This window comes from Streptomyces sp. NPDC055632, from assembly GCF_053618675.1.
Window position 1 is genome coordinate 22,327 of the sequence record NZ_JBSHHY010000005.1, and the last position, 17,019, is coordinate 39,345.

Annotated in this window: 9 protein-coding genes and 1 pseudogene; 4 read left to right on the forward strand and 6 right to left on the reverse strand. The window is 72.3% G+C overall.

The window, feature by feature from the left end; all coding sequences use genetic code 11:
• Positions 1–16: 16 nt before the first annotated feature.
• Positions 17–211, reverse strand: a complete 195-nt coding sequence (locus ACWGSR_RS09265) for a hypothetical protein (protein ID WP_453564955.1) — start codon at positions 209–211, stop codon at positions 17–19.
• A complete protein-coding gene (locus tag ACWGSR_RS09270) occupies positions 208–6,276 on the reverse strand; it encodes a DNRLRE domain-containing protein (protein WP_453565394.1) in 6,069 nt (2,022 codons plus the stop codon). Before ACWGSR_RS09270 ends, ACWGSR_RS09265 begins: the two co-directional genes overlap by 4 nt.
• Positions 6,277–6,679: 403 nt before the next feature.
• Here ACWGSR_RS09270 and ACWGSR_RS09275 point away from each other — a divergent pair, with 403 nt between their 5' ends.
• Positions 6,680–7,888: a helix-turn-helix domain-containing protein gene (locus tag ACWGSR_RS09275; protein ID WP_453564958.1), complete on the forward strand. Its 1,209-nt coding sequence runs from the start codon at positions 6,680–6,682 to the stop codon at positions 7,886–7,888.
• A 24-nt stretch (positions 7,889–7,912) separates the two neighbouring features.
• Here the strand turns inward: ACWGSR_RS09275 and ACWGSR_RS09280 are convergent, their stop codons facing one another.
• On the reverse strand, positions 7,913–8,731 hold the full coding sequence (locus tag ACWGSR_RS09280; protein ID WP_376240024.1) for a helix-turn-helix transcriptional regulator: 819 nt from the start codon (positions 8,729–8,731) through the stop codon (positions 7,913–7,915).
• Positions 8,732–8,866: 135 nt separating this feature from the next.
• Between ACWGSR_RS09280 and ACWGSR_RS09285 the strand changes: the two genes are divergently transcribed.
• Both ACWGSR_RS09285 and ACWGSR_RS09290 read left to right on the forward strand, forming a co-directional pair.
• Entirely contained in the window at positions 8,867–10,543 is a 1,677-nt protein-coding gene (locus ACWGSR_RS09285; RefSeq protein WP_453564962.1) for an AMP-binding protein, read from the forward strand.
• A complete protein-coding gene (locus ACWGSR_RS09290) occupies positions 10,540–12,141 on the forward strand; it encodes an AMP-binding protein (RefSeq protein ID WP_376240020.1) in 1,602 nt (533 codons plus the stop codon). The genes ACWGSR_RS09285 and ACWGSR_RS09290 overlap by 4 nt, the downstream gene beginning before the upstream one ends.
• Positions 12,142–12,186: 45 nt before the next feature.
• On the opposite strand, the gene ACWGSR_RS09295 is transcribed toward ACWGSR_RS09290, so the two are convergent.
• The 3 genes and pseudogenes from ACWGSR_RS09295 to ACWGSR_RS09305 form a co-directional block, all read right to left on the reverse strand.
• On the reverse strand, positions 12,187–12,711 hold the full coding sequence (locus ACWGSR_RS09295; RefSeq protein ID WP_376240017.1) for a GNAT family N-acetyltransferase: 525 nt from the start codon (positions 12,709–12,711) through the stop codon (positions 12,187–12,189).
• Between the two features lie 63 nt (positions 12,712–12,774).
• On the reverse strand, positions 12,775–13,566 hold the full coding sequence (locus ACWGSR_RS09300; protein WP_453564965.1) for a TIGR04222 domain-containing membrane protein: 792 nt from the start codon (positions 13,564–13,566) through the stop codon (positions 12,775–12,777).
• A gap of 226 nt (positions 13,567–13,792) precedes the next feature.
• Positions 13,793–14,221 (reverse strand): annotated as a pseudogene (locus ACWGSR_RS09305) (hypothetical protein); the annotation flags it as partial.
• 979 nt (positions 14,222–15,200) lie between these two features.
• On the opposite strand from ACWGSR_RS09305, the gene gcl reads away from it, so the two are divergent.
• Positions 15,201–16,988, forward strand: coding sequence for a glyoxylate carboligase (gene gcl / locus ACWGSR_RS09310; protein WP_453564968.1), 1,788 nt, complete (start codon positions 15,201–15,203; stop codon positions 16,986–16,988).
• Positions 16,989–17,019: the final 31 nt, after the last annotated feature.

Sequence of the window (17,019 nt, forward strand, 5' to 3'; positions counted from 1 at the left end):
TCGATCGAGCGGGAACCTATCCCGTTCTTCTGAACCTCCTGAAGAGGACGACGACCAGCACGACGAGCGTGCCCAGTCCGAACCCCAGGGCGGGTGCCCTTTCACCCATGACCAGGAACAGCAGGCAGAGTGCGGCCACGGCCGCCGCGACCCAGAGGTCGACGGCGGAACGCGTCCCGCTCTTCTTCGCCTCGTCATTGCTCAGTTTCAACACCTCCTGTGCCAGGCGCTGGGCGCCGAGGCCCACCACACGCCGGTGATTACGTAGGTGTAGAGCCCGATGCACTTGCCCTTCCACCGCGCGGTCCGGGCCACGTAGAAGAGGTAGAAGGCGTAGGCCCGGAAGATTTCGAGGGCCACCTTCGCCCATCCCGAGAACGCGGGCAGGATGGCGGAGAAGAACCCGGTCGCGGCTCCCGCACTCGTGGAAAGCCGTGAGGTCTCACGACTGTTGAGGTAGAGCCACAGGTGCTTGTACGGGGACCACCAGCGGCTCCAGGTGCTGTACGACCACATTCCACTCAGGTCGGTGCAGTTGATCGGCTCTCCGAAGCAGTAATCGTATGCGTTGGCGTTGCCGCCGTACATACGGTCCTTGGAGAGGAACCGTCCGGTGGTGGAGTCGTAGAGACGCACTCCCATCAGGGTCAGCCCGCTGAGGGTCTCGGCGGAGCGCTGCTTGCCGCCGAGCCAGCTGTAGCGGACGGCGGGCTGGCCGGTGCGCGGGTTGCCGTACTCGTCGCTGTCCAGGACCAGGGGGGCGTCGGCCGGGTCCAGCGGGAGCTGGAGGGCGATGCCGCCGTGGATGGTGGTCAGCTGGAGAACGGTGCCGCCACCGGCGCCGGTGATGGCCGCGAAACCGCCGCCGGCGGAGCCGACGTTGCGGCTGACGGTGCCCTTGCCGGCGTCTTCGGTGATCCAGCGGGGGTTGTCGCCGTCGCCGTCGTAGTGGTTGACCTTGGACGCGGTCTGGATCCAGGTGCCGTCGGTGTCGTCCTCCACCGTCCAGGAGCGCAGGCGCCGGTCGGCGTCGAGGCTCCAGGTCTGGCGCTGGCCGTCGGAGGTCTGCCGGTGGACCAGGTCGTTGGCGTAGTAGCCGATCTGGCTGCCGGGCAGGGCGGTGGTGCGGCCGAAGGCGTCGTAGACGTAGCCGGCGTCGACGAGACGGTCGGCGCTGTCGTAGGCGTGGGTGGTGGTGGTTCCCCCTGCGGTGGGGCAGGCGGCGCCCGCCGCGCCTTCCGCGGTGGTCAGGGAGGTGCGGTTGGTGCGCTTGTCGAAGGTGTAGGACCGCTTCGTGCAGACGTCGCCACCGGTGTCGGTGACAGCGGTCAGACGACCGGTGTCGTCGTAGGTGTACTTCTGCGAGAACCAGCCGGAGTGTTCGGTGATCTGGCTGTGGACGGACTCCTCGACGGTGTCGGAGTAGACGACCTGGCCGTCGCTGTCACGGGTGTAGACGCGGGAGCGGGGAGCGCCGATGCTGTCCGTGCCGATCTTGAGCGTGTATCCGCCGGGGAGCCTCTCGGTGGCGACGGAGCCGTCGGCGTCGTACGTGGCGGCGAAGGTGCCGGCGACCGAGTCCGAGGTGGACGTGACCATACCGCGTGGCTCAAGAGCGGTGTCGTAGGTGTAGGTGACGCTGGACGGGACCGAGTCCGCGGTCCTGACCGGGCGGTCCAGCAGGTCGTACTCGGTACGGGTCACCCCGCCGTCGGCATCGGTGTACGAGGTCTGGCGGCCGAGCCTGTCGAACTCCTTCGTGATCGTCCCGCCGGTCGGCGAGACCGTCCTCACGGTCCGGCCGGTGGCCGGGTCGTACTCGGTCGTCGCCTCCGGAACCGCCTGCCCGAGCCCGCCGGTCATGACGTTCTTCACCGGACGGCCCGCGTTGTCGTAGGTCGTCGTGGTGGTGCGGGTGACGCCGTTGGCGGTCTCGGTGACCTTGGCCGGATTGCCCCACCAGTCGTACTCGGTGGTGGTGACCGGAAGTCCGGCCGGGTTCGTACCGCCGCCGGTGACCGCACCGGCGGAGCCGGTGGAGCAGGGCTGGTCGGCCCACTCCGGGCGTCCCTGGCAGGTGCCGGTGCCGGTCGCGGTCCAGTAGGCGGTCACGCGGGTGGCGGCGTCGGTGCCGGTCGCGCCGGGCAGGAGCTGCTTGGTGACGCGGCCCTGGTCGTCGTACTCGGTGGTCTCGGTGATCGCGAGACCGGTTGGGTCCTTGACCGTCTTGACCGGCAGGCCCTTGACCCAGTCGTAGACCGTCTGGACGACCCGCGCGTCGGTGAGTGCGGTGGTACCGAGGACCTGGGCACCGACGGTGACCTTGGTGACCTGGTGCTCGACCTTCGCGGTGCCGTCGGTGGGACGGCCCGCGTCGTACTCGTTGGTCATCCAGGTGCGCGCCACCGCGGACGCGCCCGTGCCGGTCGGCGTGACGCGGCGCAGCGGGCCGAACTTCTCCATCTCGCGGATGCCGGTGGAGTCGTAGACGGACTTCGAGGCGAGCAGGTCGGCGCGGTCCTGGGTGGACAGACCGACGATGCCGAGGTCGGCCAGGGTCGCCCGGTCGGCCGGTGTGCCGCCCAGGGCGAGAGCCCGGTTGCCGGCGGTCAGCTCACGCACCGTGTTGCCGAACCGGTCGTACTCGGCAGTCGTGACGTTCCCGCCCGGCGTGGCCAGGTTCACCTGGCGTCCGGAGGCGTTGGTGTAGGTGACCCACGCGCGGCGGTAGTCCGCCGCGGACAGGCCGGCACCTCCGTGCGCGGCAGGAACCGCGTCCGGGGGGAAGACGGCGGTGGCGTCCGTGGGAGCGTCGGTCTGCCCCCACGCGGCCACGTCCGAGGCACCCATCTTGTACGGCGCGTCGGTGCCGGTGAGCGGGACGTCGTAGACGATGCTCGTCGACGCCGTGCCGGACTCGACGTCCTTGGTGCCCTGCTGCAGTCCGGAGCGGCTCGCCTTGAGGAGCATGCCTTCGCCGGCGGTGGCGGTGTTGCCGGCCTTGCCGTAGGTGAAGGACCAGGGAAGCTGGCCGGGCGGGGTCAGGGTGGTGATCCGGCCGGCCGTGTCGTAGGCGTACTGCGTCTTCAGAGCGGGTGCGATCAGCGGGTTGTACGTCTCGCGCAGGCGGCCGGCGGAGTCGTACAGGTACTTCTGCACGGTCTTCGCGGTGGCCGCGGCGGCGCCGGGCTCGGTGGACCAGCCGCGGATCTCCTTGACCTGCCCGGTGACGTCGCCGAGGGCGGAGGAGGTCGCGGTGGTGGTCGTGGCGTAGACGAACTCCAGCGCGCGGCAGCCCTTCGTGGACGGCGTCGCCGTGCACGTCGTGGCCGACACGGCCGAGGTGGGGGCGACGACCAGCCTCGGGCGCGCCAGCTTCTTCCCGTCCACGGTCACGGTCTCGGAGACCACCGTGGTCGTCGACTGCGGCAGGCCGGCCAGGGCGCTGGAGGCGACCTGCCACGACGGGGAGGCGGCGTCCGGCTTGGTGAAGACGGTGAGGGTGCCCTCGGTGTCCTTCAGGGTGAACGAGCCGGTCAGCGAGCCGGTGAGCGTCATGTCCTCGGCGCCGGGCTCGGGCTTCCAGCCACCGCCCGCGGTGGCGGTGAAGCCGAGCTCCTCGCCCTCGACGCCGACCAGGGCGACCGAGGTCGCGGAGGTCTTCCTGAGGTGCGACCAGTCGGACCTGGTGATCTCCGCGACGGTGCCGGAGACCCACTGCGGACCGAAGATCGGTACCTGTCCGTCCTGCTTCGCCCCCGCGTCCGCGCGCCGCGAGGACGCCGTGCGCGAGACCGACAGACCGAACAGCGACGCGTCGCCCTCGGACAGCGTGTAGTCGCCGGTCAGCAGGTTGACCGAGCCCGGCCCGGTCTCCTCCGACGGCGCCGTGCCCGCGTTGCGGTCGACGGTGATCTCGTTGACCGGGGAGTAGACGGTGGCGGTGCCGTCGGTGAAGGCGGCGCGGACCTCGATGGGCCCGTCCTCGGCCAGTGTGTCCGTGATGTTCCAGGTCAGCCCGGCGGGCTTGCCGCCGGTGACCGGGACCGGCCAGGCGGACACCGTGTTGGTGTCCTGTCGCACGTCGGCGAGGGGGGCGTTCTTCCAGGCGTCGGTCTCGCCGCGGCGGTACTGGTAGGTCACGCCGGTGTACGAGGACAGGCCCTCGGCCGCCAGGGGCGTACGGCGGGCCGGGCGGTCACCCTGAGCGGGGGACAGCAGGGCCGCGCCGGATCCGGCGTGGAAGACGTAGGAGGACTCGGCGGAGACGTTGCCGGCCGGGTCGGCCGTGCGGGTGGCGAGGGTGTGCCTGCCCGCCGCGAAGGTCAGCGTCCGGTCCACCGCGGTGCCGGTGGTGGCGACGCTCGTCCAGGCTCCGCCGTCCAGCCTGTACTGGACCTCGGCCACGTCGGTGGCCGGTGGCTTGAGGGTGAAGGAGCCGGAGAACCTGCCGTCCGCGTCCGGGGTGCCGGACCAGGTGTTGGCCGGGAAGTCGCCGGAGGTCACGGTGCTGGTGGCGGGCTTGGTGGTGTCGACGGTGAAGTACACCTTCGGCGTCCAGTCCGACCACGTGTTGCCGTCGTTGACCCGGCCCCAGTACCAGTAGGTGCGGCCGTTGACCAGCTTGCCCGCGGGCGCCTGGTGGGAGACCGTCTTGTTCACCACCGGGTCCTGGGTGCCGGAGTCGTACACCTCCAGGTTCGTGGTGCCCTCCCACAGTTCCCACTTGGAGCGCAGGAACGTGGTCTCGGCGTCACTGGCGGTGTACTTCAGGTCGGGCGTGGTCGTGGTGACCCAGTTCTTGCCGCCGTTGACGCGTCCCGGGGTCACGGACATCGGGTTGCCCGCCACCGGAACGGTGTTGTACGTGACCGAGACGTACGGCGTGTTCGAGGCGGCGTTGCCGGAGTTGAACCGCTTCCACGAGAAGGGGTCGGACTCGTTGGTCGCCCTGATGCCCATCGAGTTGCTGCTGTTGCCGTTGGCCGCCCAGGCCACGGCGAGGTTCTTGATGTCCTGCGAGACCCAGCCGTCCGCGCACGAGGACGAGAAGCCCTTCGTGGCCGTGGAGGCGGCCCACTTGTTGCTCCAGGCCGGCTGGTTGGTCCACCGGGTGGCCGTCGAGACGTGCGGGGTGTCCCACACCTCCCAGCCGGAGGGCGTGCACGACCAGGAGTGGAAGTTCCACAGGTTCAGCTTCGCGCCCAGGATCTGCTTGCCCCGGATCTGCGTCATCGGGAAGTGCAGGAACGAACGCGCGATCTGGCCCGAGCCGTTGTTGCCGAGCTTCAGCTCCGTCTGCGCGGAGGTGTCGACGGCGTAGCCCTGCTGCACGAACGTGTCGAAGCTCGACCCCAGGTTCACCGCCGGGTCCACCGTCACTGGGAACACACGCGCCGGATCGGCCAGGAACTTCGCGTCCGGGGTCAGCGTCAGGTCGACCGCGTCGCCCTTCTGCGTCACCTTCAGACCCACGTCGGCCCGCCGCGTGTGCTCACCGGACTTCGGATCGACGTGGGCGTCCCACATCACCGGCGTCGGCAGACTGCCGACCTGCTTGCCGGACTTCTTGTCCAGGAAGGTGACCGAACGGTCCGCGTTCGCCCGCGCCTTGATGCCCTTGGCGTTCAGCGTCAGCGTCACCGAGCCGTTCGCGCCGACCGCCGAGCGGTCCTTCAGCTCCAGGAACTGCTCGAAGCCCGTACGGGTCGACTCGATGATCAGGTCCGTCGCGGTCAGCGCGTTCGCGTACCGGGCCGTGTGCCCGGACACCACCGGCTCCGGAAGGACACCGCGCCACGACAGGTCCATCGCCCGGCCGTCCCCGGCGTCCAGCGACACCAGCGGAACCGCCGTGGTGCCCGCCCCACCGGCCGCGCCCGACGCCCGCACGCCCGCGGCCTTCGCCGCCGGCGTCTTCCCGCCCAGCCTCAGACCGAGCGGGTGGCTCCGCGCGGCGACCGAACCGTCCGCCGACTTCGCCAGGGCGACGTCGACGTCACGCCACGCCCCCGTGACCTTGTCGCGGAACCGGACCGGACCCGACGCGGCGTCGGTGGTCACCGTGCCGTCCGGGTTCGCCCACGTCGTCGTCGACTCCGTCCGCTCCGACAGCGCCTCCACCCGCTTGCCCGACAGACGGGCCGCGACCGTCGCGGAGGCCAGATCCGCCGCCTGGGTCGGATACGGCTTGTCGGCGGACGCCGAGGGCCGCTGTGACGGCATCGCCACCGCCTGCCCCGTCGTCCCCACCACGACGGCGGTCTCGACCGCCATCAACGCGGCCGTCGCGAGAGCCACGCCCGAGAGTCTCCGCCTGGTGAACAATCCACCGGCCGTCCGTCCGGGCGATGACGAGTGACGCTTCGTCATCTCGACCCCCTTCCGATTCCCCTGCTTCTTCCTCTGTGGGACAACTCGTTCTCCTGAGTGCGGCATGCTCGCGCATGGCTACTTTTAGTAAGGGCCCATGGGCATGCGTGATCCACGTACTCGATCAACGTGTTCGTCGCATGATCGATGGGCCGAGACGGACGGGCCGGGAACCCGGCCCGCCGCCGGCGGCGGCAACAGGACCGACAACCGGCGGCCGTCCCCAAGCGGCCGCCGGTCCCCAGCACACAGCTCCTCGTACGGTGGTCCACCACGAACCCCCGTCACCACCCGCACAAGGACGGACATGACGCTAGAGCGACACCCGCCCGCGCCCAAGGGCCCCGGACGCCACCGACAGGGCCCCGCGTGCCACAAAGTCCCGGCACGCGCCCGCACCCTTGCGGAACCGCCGTCCGGGCGCCTCCCGTTACTCCCGGGAACGACCTCCGCCGCCTTCACCCGCCTCAACGCGAGAGGGGCCGAGCGCGTCGGAGTCGGTCCGGCCGCGTACGCGGGCCTGCTCGGCATGGCCCCCGAGCACCTGCTGGACGACCGCTACCGCGTCCCGGCGTCCACCAACGTCCGCATCTGGGAGCTCATGACGCTGCGGGTCCCCTGGCACGAAGCCTCCTGGCACATGGCCCAGGAGAGCACCCTGGGCGCCCTCGGCATCTGGGACTACCTCATCACCCAGGCACCCACACCGCTCGAAGGCCTTCGCGACGCCGCCCGCTACCTGGCCACCGCCGGGGACGCCGGCACCGAGACCATCCACATCGAGGAGACCGAGCGGTACGTGACCGTCAGTCACGTCAACGGGGCCGACCTGTCGGACGACGTCGCCTCCGCCATACGCGCCTACTCGCTCGGCCTGTTCCGGCAGCGCGTCGGCGAGGCCAACCGACGCACCGTCGTTCCCACCGGGGTCGCCCTCGCGGCCCGGGCCCCCCGAACCCACCGGGCCCTCGTACGGCTCTACGGCACGCGCGCCATCGACTTCGCGAGCCCCGTCAACTCCATCACCTTCGAAGCCGCCGACCTCACCACCCCCCAGCACCACGCCCCCGGTCTGTCCGACCTCCTGCGAAGACACGCCGAGCAGGCCCTCGCCGAGGCCATCCCCCTGCACGACTGGCTCAGCCTCTTCCGCGCCACCCTCCGGGCCACGGCGGACACCGAACCCCCCTCCCTGCGCGTCGTGAGCCGGAGGATGGCCCTCAGCACCCGCACGCTCCAACGCCGCATCGAGGAGCGCGGGAGCACCTGGTCGGAGGAGCTCCAGGCGTTGCGCCGTGAACGCGCCCTCCATCTGCTCACCACCACCGACACGCCCTTCGACGCCGTGGCCAGGCAGGTCGGCTACGCCGACCCCGGCGGCCTGCGCCGCGCGATGAAACGCTGGACCGGACAGCCTCCGGCCGAACTCCGCCCGCGGAACGGCACCGGCCCCGACGAGGCGTGTCCCCCGCCGGGCGTCCTCGCCGACTGCACGTCCGGCACCGACACGCTCTGAACGGGCCGCCCCGTACGAGCGGCCCTACGGCAACGCCCCCGCCCTCCGCGCCGCCACCACCGCCTCCATCCGCGTGTGCGCCCCCAGCTTCCGCATCGCCGAGCGCAGGTAGCCCTTCACCGTCTCCGGGCGCAGGCCGAGCCGGGCCGCCGCCGTCGCGTTCGTCGCGCCCGAGGCCACCGCCGCCAGGACGTCCGTCTCGCGCGGGGTCAGGGTCGCCCCGGGGAGGGGAGCGGGGGAGCCCGAGGCCGTCTCCAGGCGGCCGCAGACCGCGAGGAGGCGTTCCCGCAGCTCCGGGTCCGCGACCTTCGGCGCCAGTTCGCGCAGTTCGCCGTACGCCTGGCGGACCTCCTCCCAGGAGGGGCCCGGCGGGGGCGGGGCCAGGAGCTCCCGGACCTCGTCCCGTACCGCCAACGCCTGCTCCACGTCCCGGGCCGCCGCGACCGCCGCGTCGAAGACCCGCTCGCCGACCGGCAGCGCGTCGCGCAGCGCCCCGTACAGCACGCCCCGCACCTTCCGGCGCACGACGACCGGCACCGCGATCACCGACCGCAGCCCCTCCGCCGACACCGGGCCGTCGTACTCGTGGGTGATGTGCCGCGCCGAGGGGTAGTCCGTCACCGCGCACGGCCGGCCGAGCGCCAGGCACTTCCCGCCCAGACCGGAGCCCGCCGAGATCGCGAGCCCGTGCAGGGCCGGCGTCACCGCGCCGTTCAGCTCGCCGATCCGCAGCCCCCGGGTCTCGTGCGTCAGCCCCCCGAAGACCACCGGGAGCCCGGTGGCGCGGCGCAGCCTCAGCAGCGCGCCGCGCAGCTCCACCGACGATTCGACGTGCTCGCGCACCGCGCTCTCCTTCGTGGCCGCCGGCCCCGCCGCGCCGGCCCTCGCCGTCCGCGGGTTCACCCCCGAACGGGGGTAGTGAGACCCGGGTCACTGATTACACGATGTCCGGGACCGGTCCCGCAACGAGGAGGACACATGACGGCAACCAGTGCGACCGAGGAGTTCCGGGCCGCCCGGGACTTCCTCCTGGAGCACCGGGAGGACTACGCGGCGGCCTACGAGGGCTTCGCGTGGCCCCGGCCCGAGCGGTTCAACTGGGCGCTCGAATGGTTCGACGTCGTCGCGGAGGGCAACGACCGCACCGCCCTGCACATCGTCGAGGAGGACGGCTCCGAGACGAAGGTGTCCTTCGCGGAGATGTCCGCCCGCTCGAACCGGGTCGCGAACCGGCTGCGGTCCCTGGGCGTGCGCGCCGGCGACCGGATCGTCGTCATGCTGGGCAACCAGGTCGAGCTGTGGGAGACCGTCCTCGCCGCGATGAAGCTGCGGGCCGTCGTCATCCCCGCCACCCCGCTCCTCGGCCCCGCCGACCTGCGCGACCGCGTCGACCGCGGCCGCGCCCGCCACGTCCTGGTGCGCGCCGGGGACACCGCCAAGTTCGACGACGTCCCCGGCGACTACACCCGGATCGCGGTCGGCGACGGCGGGGCGGGCTGGCTGGAGTACGGGCTCGCCGACCGCGAGTCCGCCGACTTCGAGCCGGACGGCGACACGCTCGCCGACGACACCCTGATGCTGTACTTCACCTCCGGCACGACCGCCCGCCCCAAGCTGGTCGAGCACACCCACACCTCGTACCCGGTCGGGCACCTCGCCACCATGTACTGGATCGGGCTCAAGCCCGGCGACGTGCACCTCAACATCTCCTCGCCCGGCTGGGCCAAGCACGCCTGGTCCAACCTCTTCGCCCCCTGGAACGCCGAGGCGACCGTCTTCATCCACAACTACACGCGCTTCGACCCGGCCCGCCTGATGGACGAGATGGAGCGGAACGGGATCACCAGCTTCTGCGCCCCGCCGACCGTCTGGCGGATGCTGATCCAGGCCGACCTGGGGCAGCTCAAGACTCCGCCGCGCGAGGTCGTCGCCGCCGGCGAACCGCTCAACCCCGAGGTCATCGAGGCCGTCCGGCGCGCCTGGGGCACCACCGTCCGGGACGGCTTCGGCCAGACCGAGACCGCCGTCCAGGTCTCCAACAGCCCCGGCCAGCGGCTCAAGGAGGGCTCCATGGGCCGCCCGAGCCCCGGCTACCGGGTCACCCTGGTCGACCCGGTCAGCGGCCGCCCGGACGTCGACGAGGGCGAGATCTGCCTCGACCTGTCCGCCCGCCCGGTGGGCCTGATGACCGGCTACCACGGCGACCCGGAGCGCACGGCGGAGGCGATGGCCGGCGGCCACTACCGCACCGGCGACATCGGCGCGCGGGACGCGGACGGGTACATCACCTACATCGGGCGGTCCGACGACGTCTTCAAGGCCTCCGACTACAAGATCAGCCCCTTCGAGCTGGAGAGCGCCCTCCTGGAGCACGAGGCCGTCGCCGAGGCCGCCGTCGTCCCCGCCCCCGACCCGCTGCGGCTCGCCGTCCCCAAGGCGTACGTGGTCCTCGCGGCGGGCTGGGAGCCGGGCCCGGAGACCGCGAAGGTCCTCTTCGCGCACTCGCGCGCGGTCCTCGCCCCGTACAAGCGCATCCAGCGCATCGAGTTCGCCGACCTGCCCAAGACCGTCTCCGGCAAGATCCGGCGCGTGGAGCTGCGCCGCCTCACCGCCGAGGGCGGCGGCACCGAGTACACGGAAGGGGACCTCGCATGAGCACGCCGAAGGAACTCTCGTACGCCCACGGGGTGTCCACCACCCCGCTCCTCGGCGACACCATCGGCGCGAACCTGGACCGGGCCGTCGCCGCCTGGCCCGACCGCGAGGCGCTCGTCGACGTCCCCACCGGACGCCGCTGGACGTACGCGGAGTTCGGCGCGGACGTGGACCGGCTCGCCGGATCCCTCCTCGGCAGCGGCGTCCGCAAGGGCGACCGGGTCGGCGTCTGGGCCGTGAACTGCGCGGAATGGGTCCTCGTCCAGTACGCCACCGCCCGCGTCGGCGCCGTCATGGTCACCGTCAACCCGGCCTACCGCGCCCACGAGCTGGCGTACGTGCTCAACCAGTCGGGCGTCTCCCTGCTCTTCGCCTCCCTCGCCCACAGGACGAGCGACTACCGGGCGATGGCCGAGCAAGTGCGGGGAGAGTGCCCGGGGTTGCGCGAGGCCGTGTACTTCGGGGACGCGAGCTGGGACGCGTTCCTCACCCGTACGCCCGGGGAGCTGCGCCCGGAGCCGCTCTCCTGCGACGAGCCGGTCAACATCCAGTACACCTCGGGGACCACGGGCTTCCCGAAGGGCGCCACGCTCTCCCACCACAACATCCTCAACAACGGTTATTTCGTGGGGGAGATGATCGCCTACGGCGAGCAGGACAGAATCTGCATCCCCGTGCCCTTCTACCACTGCTTCGGCATGGTCATGGGCAATCTCGCGGCCACCTCGCACGGCGCCTGCATGGTGATCCCCGCCCCCTCCTTCGACCCGGCCGCCACCCTCCGGGCGGTCCAGGAGGAGCGCTGCACCTCGCTGTACGGGGTGCCGACGATGTTCATCGCGGAGCTGAACCTCCCCGACTTCGCGACGTACGACCTGTCCACCCTCCGCACCGGGATCATGGCGGGCTCGCCGTGCCCGGTGGAGGTGATGAAGCGGGTGGTCGCCGAGATGAACATGGCGGAGGTGTCGATCTGCTACGGCATGACCGAGACCTCGCCCGTCTCCACCCAGACCCGCCGCGACGACGACCTGGAGCGGCGCACCGGCACGGTCGGCCGGGTCATGCCGCACGTCGAGGTGAAGGTCGTCGACCCGGCGAGCGGGCTGACCGTGGAGCGCGGCGAGGCGGGGGAGCTGTGCACCCGCGGCTACGGCGTGATGCTCGGCTACTGGGACGAGCCGGAGAAGACCGCCGAGGCGATCGACCCGGGCCGCTGGATGCACACCGGCGACCTGGCGGTGATGCGCGACGACGGCTACGTGCAGATCGTCGGCCGCATCAAGGACATGATCATCAGGGGCGGGGAGAACGTCTACCCGCGCGAGATCGAGGAGTTCCTCCACGGACACGCCAAGATCGCGGACGTCCAGGTGGTCGGCGTCCCCGACGAGCGGTACGGCGAGGAGATCCTCGCCTGCGTGATCCCCCGCGACCCGGCCGACCCGCCCACCCCGGAGGAGATCACCGCCTTCTGCCGCGACCGCCTCGCCCACTACAAGATCCCGCACCGGGTGGAGATCCTCGCGGAGTTCCCCATGACGGTGAGCGGGAAGGTGCGGAAGGTGGAGCTGCGGGAGCGGTACGCCGGGAACTAGGGGGTGCCGGACACCGCGACGCCGCGGGCATGTTTCAGACACCCCCTAGCGGGTGTCGGCGAGGTCCCGGCGCATGCAGACGCGGGGCCAGGCCGCCAGGCCGTGCGCCGCCTCCGCGCGGCGTATCGCGCGCAGCCCGTCCGTGAGGGCCGGATCGGCGTCCGCGAGCGGGCGGAAGCCGAGCCGGGCGTAGTACGGGGCGTTCCAGGGAACCTCGGCGAAGGTCGTCAGGGTCAGGGCCGTCAGGCCCTCCTTCCCGGCGGTCGCCGCCAGGTGCTCGATCAGGGCCCGGCCGACGCCCCGGCGGGCGGCGTCCGGGTGCACCGACACCTGCTCGATGTGGGCGGCGCCGTCGACCGGATCGGTGAGCAGGTACGCCACCGGGCGGCCGGCGGCGTCCGCCGCCACCCAGGCCCGGCCCGCCCGGCGGTACGCCTCCAGGGTCTCCAGGGGCGGCGGGTCGTCGTCGGCGATCGCCGCCATGCCGAGGGCGCGGAACGGTTCGCCCGCCGCCCGTTCGATGTCCTGGAGCAGCGGGAGTTCGGCGGCGACGGCCGCTCTGATGCGCATACGCCAGTATGGCGCGGGGCGGGCGCGGGGCGCCTTCGGCGTCGGGGCGGGCCCGGTGGGGCCTCAGGGCCGGGTGGGGGCGCCGCCCGGCGGCGGCCGGTTCCGGTCCGCGTCCCCGGGCCGGTCGAGCAGCCCGCCGTCCCGCGAGAAGCGGGGCAGGAAGAGGGCGAGCGCCGGATCGCCGTACAGCGCCACGTACAGCTGGACGAGGCGGCCGTCCGTCACCTCCCGGCGGTGGGCCGGCAGCGGGTACCGCTCCCGCAGCCCGGCGAGCAGCCGCCGCGCCGCACCGGTCGTGACCGGCAGCCGCAGCAGCACCACCACCGCCCCGAGGACCGGCGGCAGGCCGACGGCGAGCACCTCCGGGAGGTCCGCGCGGGACGCCCCGGTCGCGAGCGGCCCGACGAGGACGGTCAGCAGCACGCAGCCGAGCAGCGCCCGCACGACCCAGAGCTGCGCGACCGGCCGCAGCAGCCCGGCCCCGCGCAGCTCGCCGCTCAGCGCGTCCACGGCCCGCCGTGTCTCGGGGCGCTGCGCGAGGTCTCCCAGGGCGAGGGCCCGGCGGAGCGCCCCGTGCACCCCGAGCTGGACCGGGTCGCGGGTCCGGCCCGGCCCGCCGTTGGCCCGAATCGTATGTTTACGGCCCGCCGCGACCGCCCCGCGCTGGTGCAGCGCCACGAGCGCCACGGTGACGACGGCCCGCCGCCCGCCCCGCAGCAGCGCGAGCGCCTGCGGCGTCGGCAGGGCGTCCGCGTCCGGCGCTCCGCTCTCCCGGCTGCACGTTCGCAACAGCGCGGCGGCGAGCAGCAGTTCGGCCCAGGCCGCTCCGATGAACCACCACATCCCCGTCGGCATGACGCCCACCCCCCAAGGGAGTTGTGCCCGGCAGAGCGTGTTCCTCACGCGTGAATGGCCGATTTCGGATGCCGAGGTGTTGTGGGGGAGGGCGGGGGAGCGCTTCGCCGGGGCCGAGCGCCGGGTGCGGGCGCGGGGGGAGCGAGGGCTTGGGCGCGGGTGTGGGACGTGGGTGTGGGACGTGGGGGCGTGGGTGTGGGCATGGGGGGTGGGCGAGGGCGCGGGATCAGGCGCCGTTCGCGGCCAGGTCGTCGGCGGCGCGGTTGACCGGCTGCGGGGTGCCGGTCAGGTCGAGGACGAAGAGCGGGAGGCCGATCTCGGCGGCGCGCGCACGGGCCTCCGGGGTGTAGCCGGCGAGCGAGAAGAACACGCTCACGGCCGACGTGCTCAGTCCGTTGAGCCAGAGGCACTCGACCACCCGCAGCCCGGTGGGGCGGGTGCTCGGGTCCACCTGGGCGACGAGCCCCGGCGCCCGCAGGTCCACTCCGGACGCGGGCCGCTCCTCGGGCTGGACGACGTCCCGGAAGCCGAGCCAGCGCAGGTACGCCGCCGCGGCGGCCACCGCGTCCCGCCCGGTCCGGATCGTCACGGGCCGGAAGGCGCCCCGCACCGGGGCCGGGCGAGGGGCCGTGGGCGGCAGCGGGATGTGCGCGGGGTAGCGCTCGGCGAACGTACGGTGCGGCGGTCGCCGGCGCGGCGGGATGCCGGGCCCTCGCGGGTCGGCGGGATCGGCGTGATCGGCGGGGCCGACGGGGTCGGCAGGGGTGTCGTGGTGGGTGCGGTCGGCGGGGTCGGCAGGGGTGTCGTGGTGGGTGCGGTCGGGGGTGCCGGTACCTGGGCGGTCGGCGCCGGTCGGGCTGCCGGGGCCCGTACGGCCGGAACTCGTGCCACCGAGGCCCGTGCCACCGGGTCCCGTACCGCTGGGGGCGGCCCCGTCCGGGCCGGGAGGCTTCGGACCCGGACCCGCGGTCTGCGGCGGGACGGCACCGGGACGGCCGCCCTGGTCACCCGTACCGCCAGGAGGACGACCCTCCGGGTCACCCGTACCGCCGGACCGGTCGCCCGCCTCGCCCGCCGACCGCACCGAGTCCGCCGACCGGACCGAGTCCGCCGACCGGACCGGTACCCGCAGGACCGCGCCGCACTGGCAGCCGAGCTCCGGGTGGGGCCAGTCGCCCTCGCGGCCGCAGGCGCCGCAGCGGACGGTGACCCACTCGTCCGTCCAGTTCCGGTGCGTGATCGGCTCCGCCACCGCGCCCGCCGCCACCGGCGCCGCCACGGGGCTCCCGCAGGCGCAGGGGAAGACGGGTGCCGCGTACGCCTGCGTGCTCAGGCATTCCGGGCAGCGCACCGGTACCGAATCGCCCACGGTCCAACCCCCTGTCGTTCGCTCCCATCGTCCACCCATCGGCCGCCCGGAGGGAGGGTGTTCGGCCACTTCGGACGTCCCGGAACCGGCCCCGGGCCGTCCGAACCGTCCCGGCACGCGGACCTCCCTTGACGGTTCTTCGCCACCCCACCTACATTGCTTCCACATAGCAGAACAGCTTTTCCGTATTACGGAAACGGGCGGTGAGTCCTCCGAGTCGAGAGGAGCCCGCCCGGTTCCGCCCGGCCGAAGCAGGAGCACTCCCATGCCTCGTATGACCGCCGCCGCAGCGGCCGTTGAGATCCTCAAGCGCGAAGGCGTCACCCAGGCGTTCGGCGTCCCCGGCGCGGCGATCAACCCCTTCTACCGCGAGCTCAAGAACGTGGGCGGCGTCGGCCACACGCTCGCCCGCCACGTCGAGGGCGCGTCCCACATGGCGGAGGGCTACACCCGCGCCAAGGCCGGCAACATCGGTGTCTGCATCGGCACCTCGGGCCCGGCCGGCACCGACATGATCACCGGCCTGTACTCGGCGATCGCCGACTCGATCCCGATCCTCTGCATCACCGGCCAGGCCCCGGTCTCGAAGCTCCACAAGGAGGACTTCCAGGCCGTCGACATCGCCAGCATCGCCAAGCCGGTCACCAAGGCCGCCACCACCGTCCTGGAGGCCGCGCAGGTCCCCGGCGTCTTCCAGCAGGCCTTCCACCTCATGCGCTCGGGGCGTCCCGGCCCGGTCCTCATCGACCTGCCGATCGACGTCCAGCTCACCGAGATCGAGTTCGACCCGGAGACGTACGAGCCGCTGCCGGTCTACAAGCCGCGCGCCACCCGCGCCCAGGCCGAGAAGGCGCTGACCTTCCTCCTGGAGTCCGAGCGCCCGCTGATCGTCGCCGGCGGCGGCATCATCAACGCCGACGCCTCCGGCCTGCTCGTCGAGTTCGCCGAGCTGACCGGCGTTCCCGTCATCTCCACCCTCATGGGCTGGGGCACCATCCCGGACGACCACGAGCTGGCCGCCGGCATGGTCGGCGTCCAGACCGCGCACCGCTACGGCAACGCGACCTTCCTGGAGTCGGACTTCGTCCTCGGCATCGGCAACCGCTGGGCCAACCGCCACACGGGCTACAACCTGGACGCGTACACCAAGGGCCGCAAGTTCGTCCACGTCGACATCGAGCCCACCCAGCTCGGCAGGATCTTCGCCCCGGACTACGGCATCGCCTCCGACGCCAAGGCCGCCCTGGAGCTCTTCGTGGAGATCGCGAAGGAGCGGAAGGCCGCCGGCCGGCTGCCCGACTTCACCGCCTGGGCCGCCTCCGCGCAGGAGCGCAAGGCCACCCTCCAGCGCCGCACGCACTTCGAGAACATCCCGATGAAGCCGCAGCGCGTCTACGAGGAGATGAACAAGGCCTTCGGCCCGGAGACCCGGTACGTCACCACCATCGGCCTCTCCCAGATCGCCGCCGCGCAGTTCCTGCACGTCTACAAGCCGCGCCACTGGATCAACTGCGGCCAGGCCGGCCCGCTCGGCTGGACCATCCCGGCCGCCATCGGCGCCGCCACCGCCGACCCGGAGACCCCGGTCGTCGCGCTCTCCGGCGACTACGACTTCCAGTTCATGATCGAGGAGCTGGCGGTCGCCGCCCAGCACAAGGTCCCCTACGTCCACGTCCTGGTGAACAACGCCTACCTCGGCCTGATCCGCCAGGCGCAGGGCAACCTCGGCATCAACTTCGAGGTCAACCTGGAGTTCGAGAACATCAACACCCCGGAGCTCGGCGTCTACGGCGTCGACCACGTCAAGGTCGCCGAGGGCCTGGGCGTCAAGGCCATCCGCGTCGAGGACCCGGACAAGCTGGGCGAGGCCCTGGAGCAGGCCAAGAAGCTGGCCGTCGAGCACCGGGTCCCGGTCGTCGTCGAGGCGATCCTGGAGCGCATCACCAACATCGCGATGAGCAAGACGGTCGACATGAGCGACGTCACCGAGTTCGAGGACCTGGCCACCGAGCCCGGCCACGCGCCGACCGCGATCAAGGCCCTCCAGGTCTGACCCCGGAGCCGCGACACGGCCCCCGTCCCGA

Bases quoted from the DNA above. Each gene is read 5' to 3' on its own strand.
- ACWGSR_RS09270 (WP_453565394.1), bottom strand. From the start codon at position 6,276: ATGGCGGTCGAGACCGCCGTCGTGGTGGGGACGACGGGGCAGGCGGTG.
- ACWGSR_RS09275 (WP_453564958.1), top strand. From the start codon at position 6,680: ATGACGCTAGAGCGACACCCGCCCGCGCCCAAGGGCCCCGGACGCCAC.
- ACWGSR_RS09285 (WP_453564962.1), top strand. From the start codon at position 8,867: ATGACGGCAACCAGTGCGACCGAGGAGTTCCGGGCCGCCCGGGACTTC.
- ACWGSR_RS09290 (WP_376240020.1), top strand. From the start codon at position 10,540: ATGAGCACGCCGAAGGAACTCTCGTACGCCCACGGGGTGTCCACCACC.
- ACWGSR_RS09295 (WP_376240017.1), bottom strand. From the start codon at position 12,711: ATGCGCATCAGAGCGGCCGTCGCCGCCGAACTCCCGCTGCTCCAGGAC.
- ACWGSR_RS09300 (WP_453564965.1), bottom strand. From the start codon at position 13,566: ATGCCGACGGGGATGTGGTGGTTCATCGGAGCGGCCTGGGCCGAACTG.
- gcl (WP_453564968.1), top strand. From the start codon at position 15,201: ATGCCTCGTATGACCGCCGCCGCAGCGGCCGTTGAGATCCTCAAGCGC.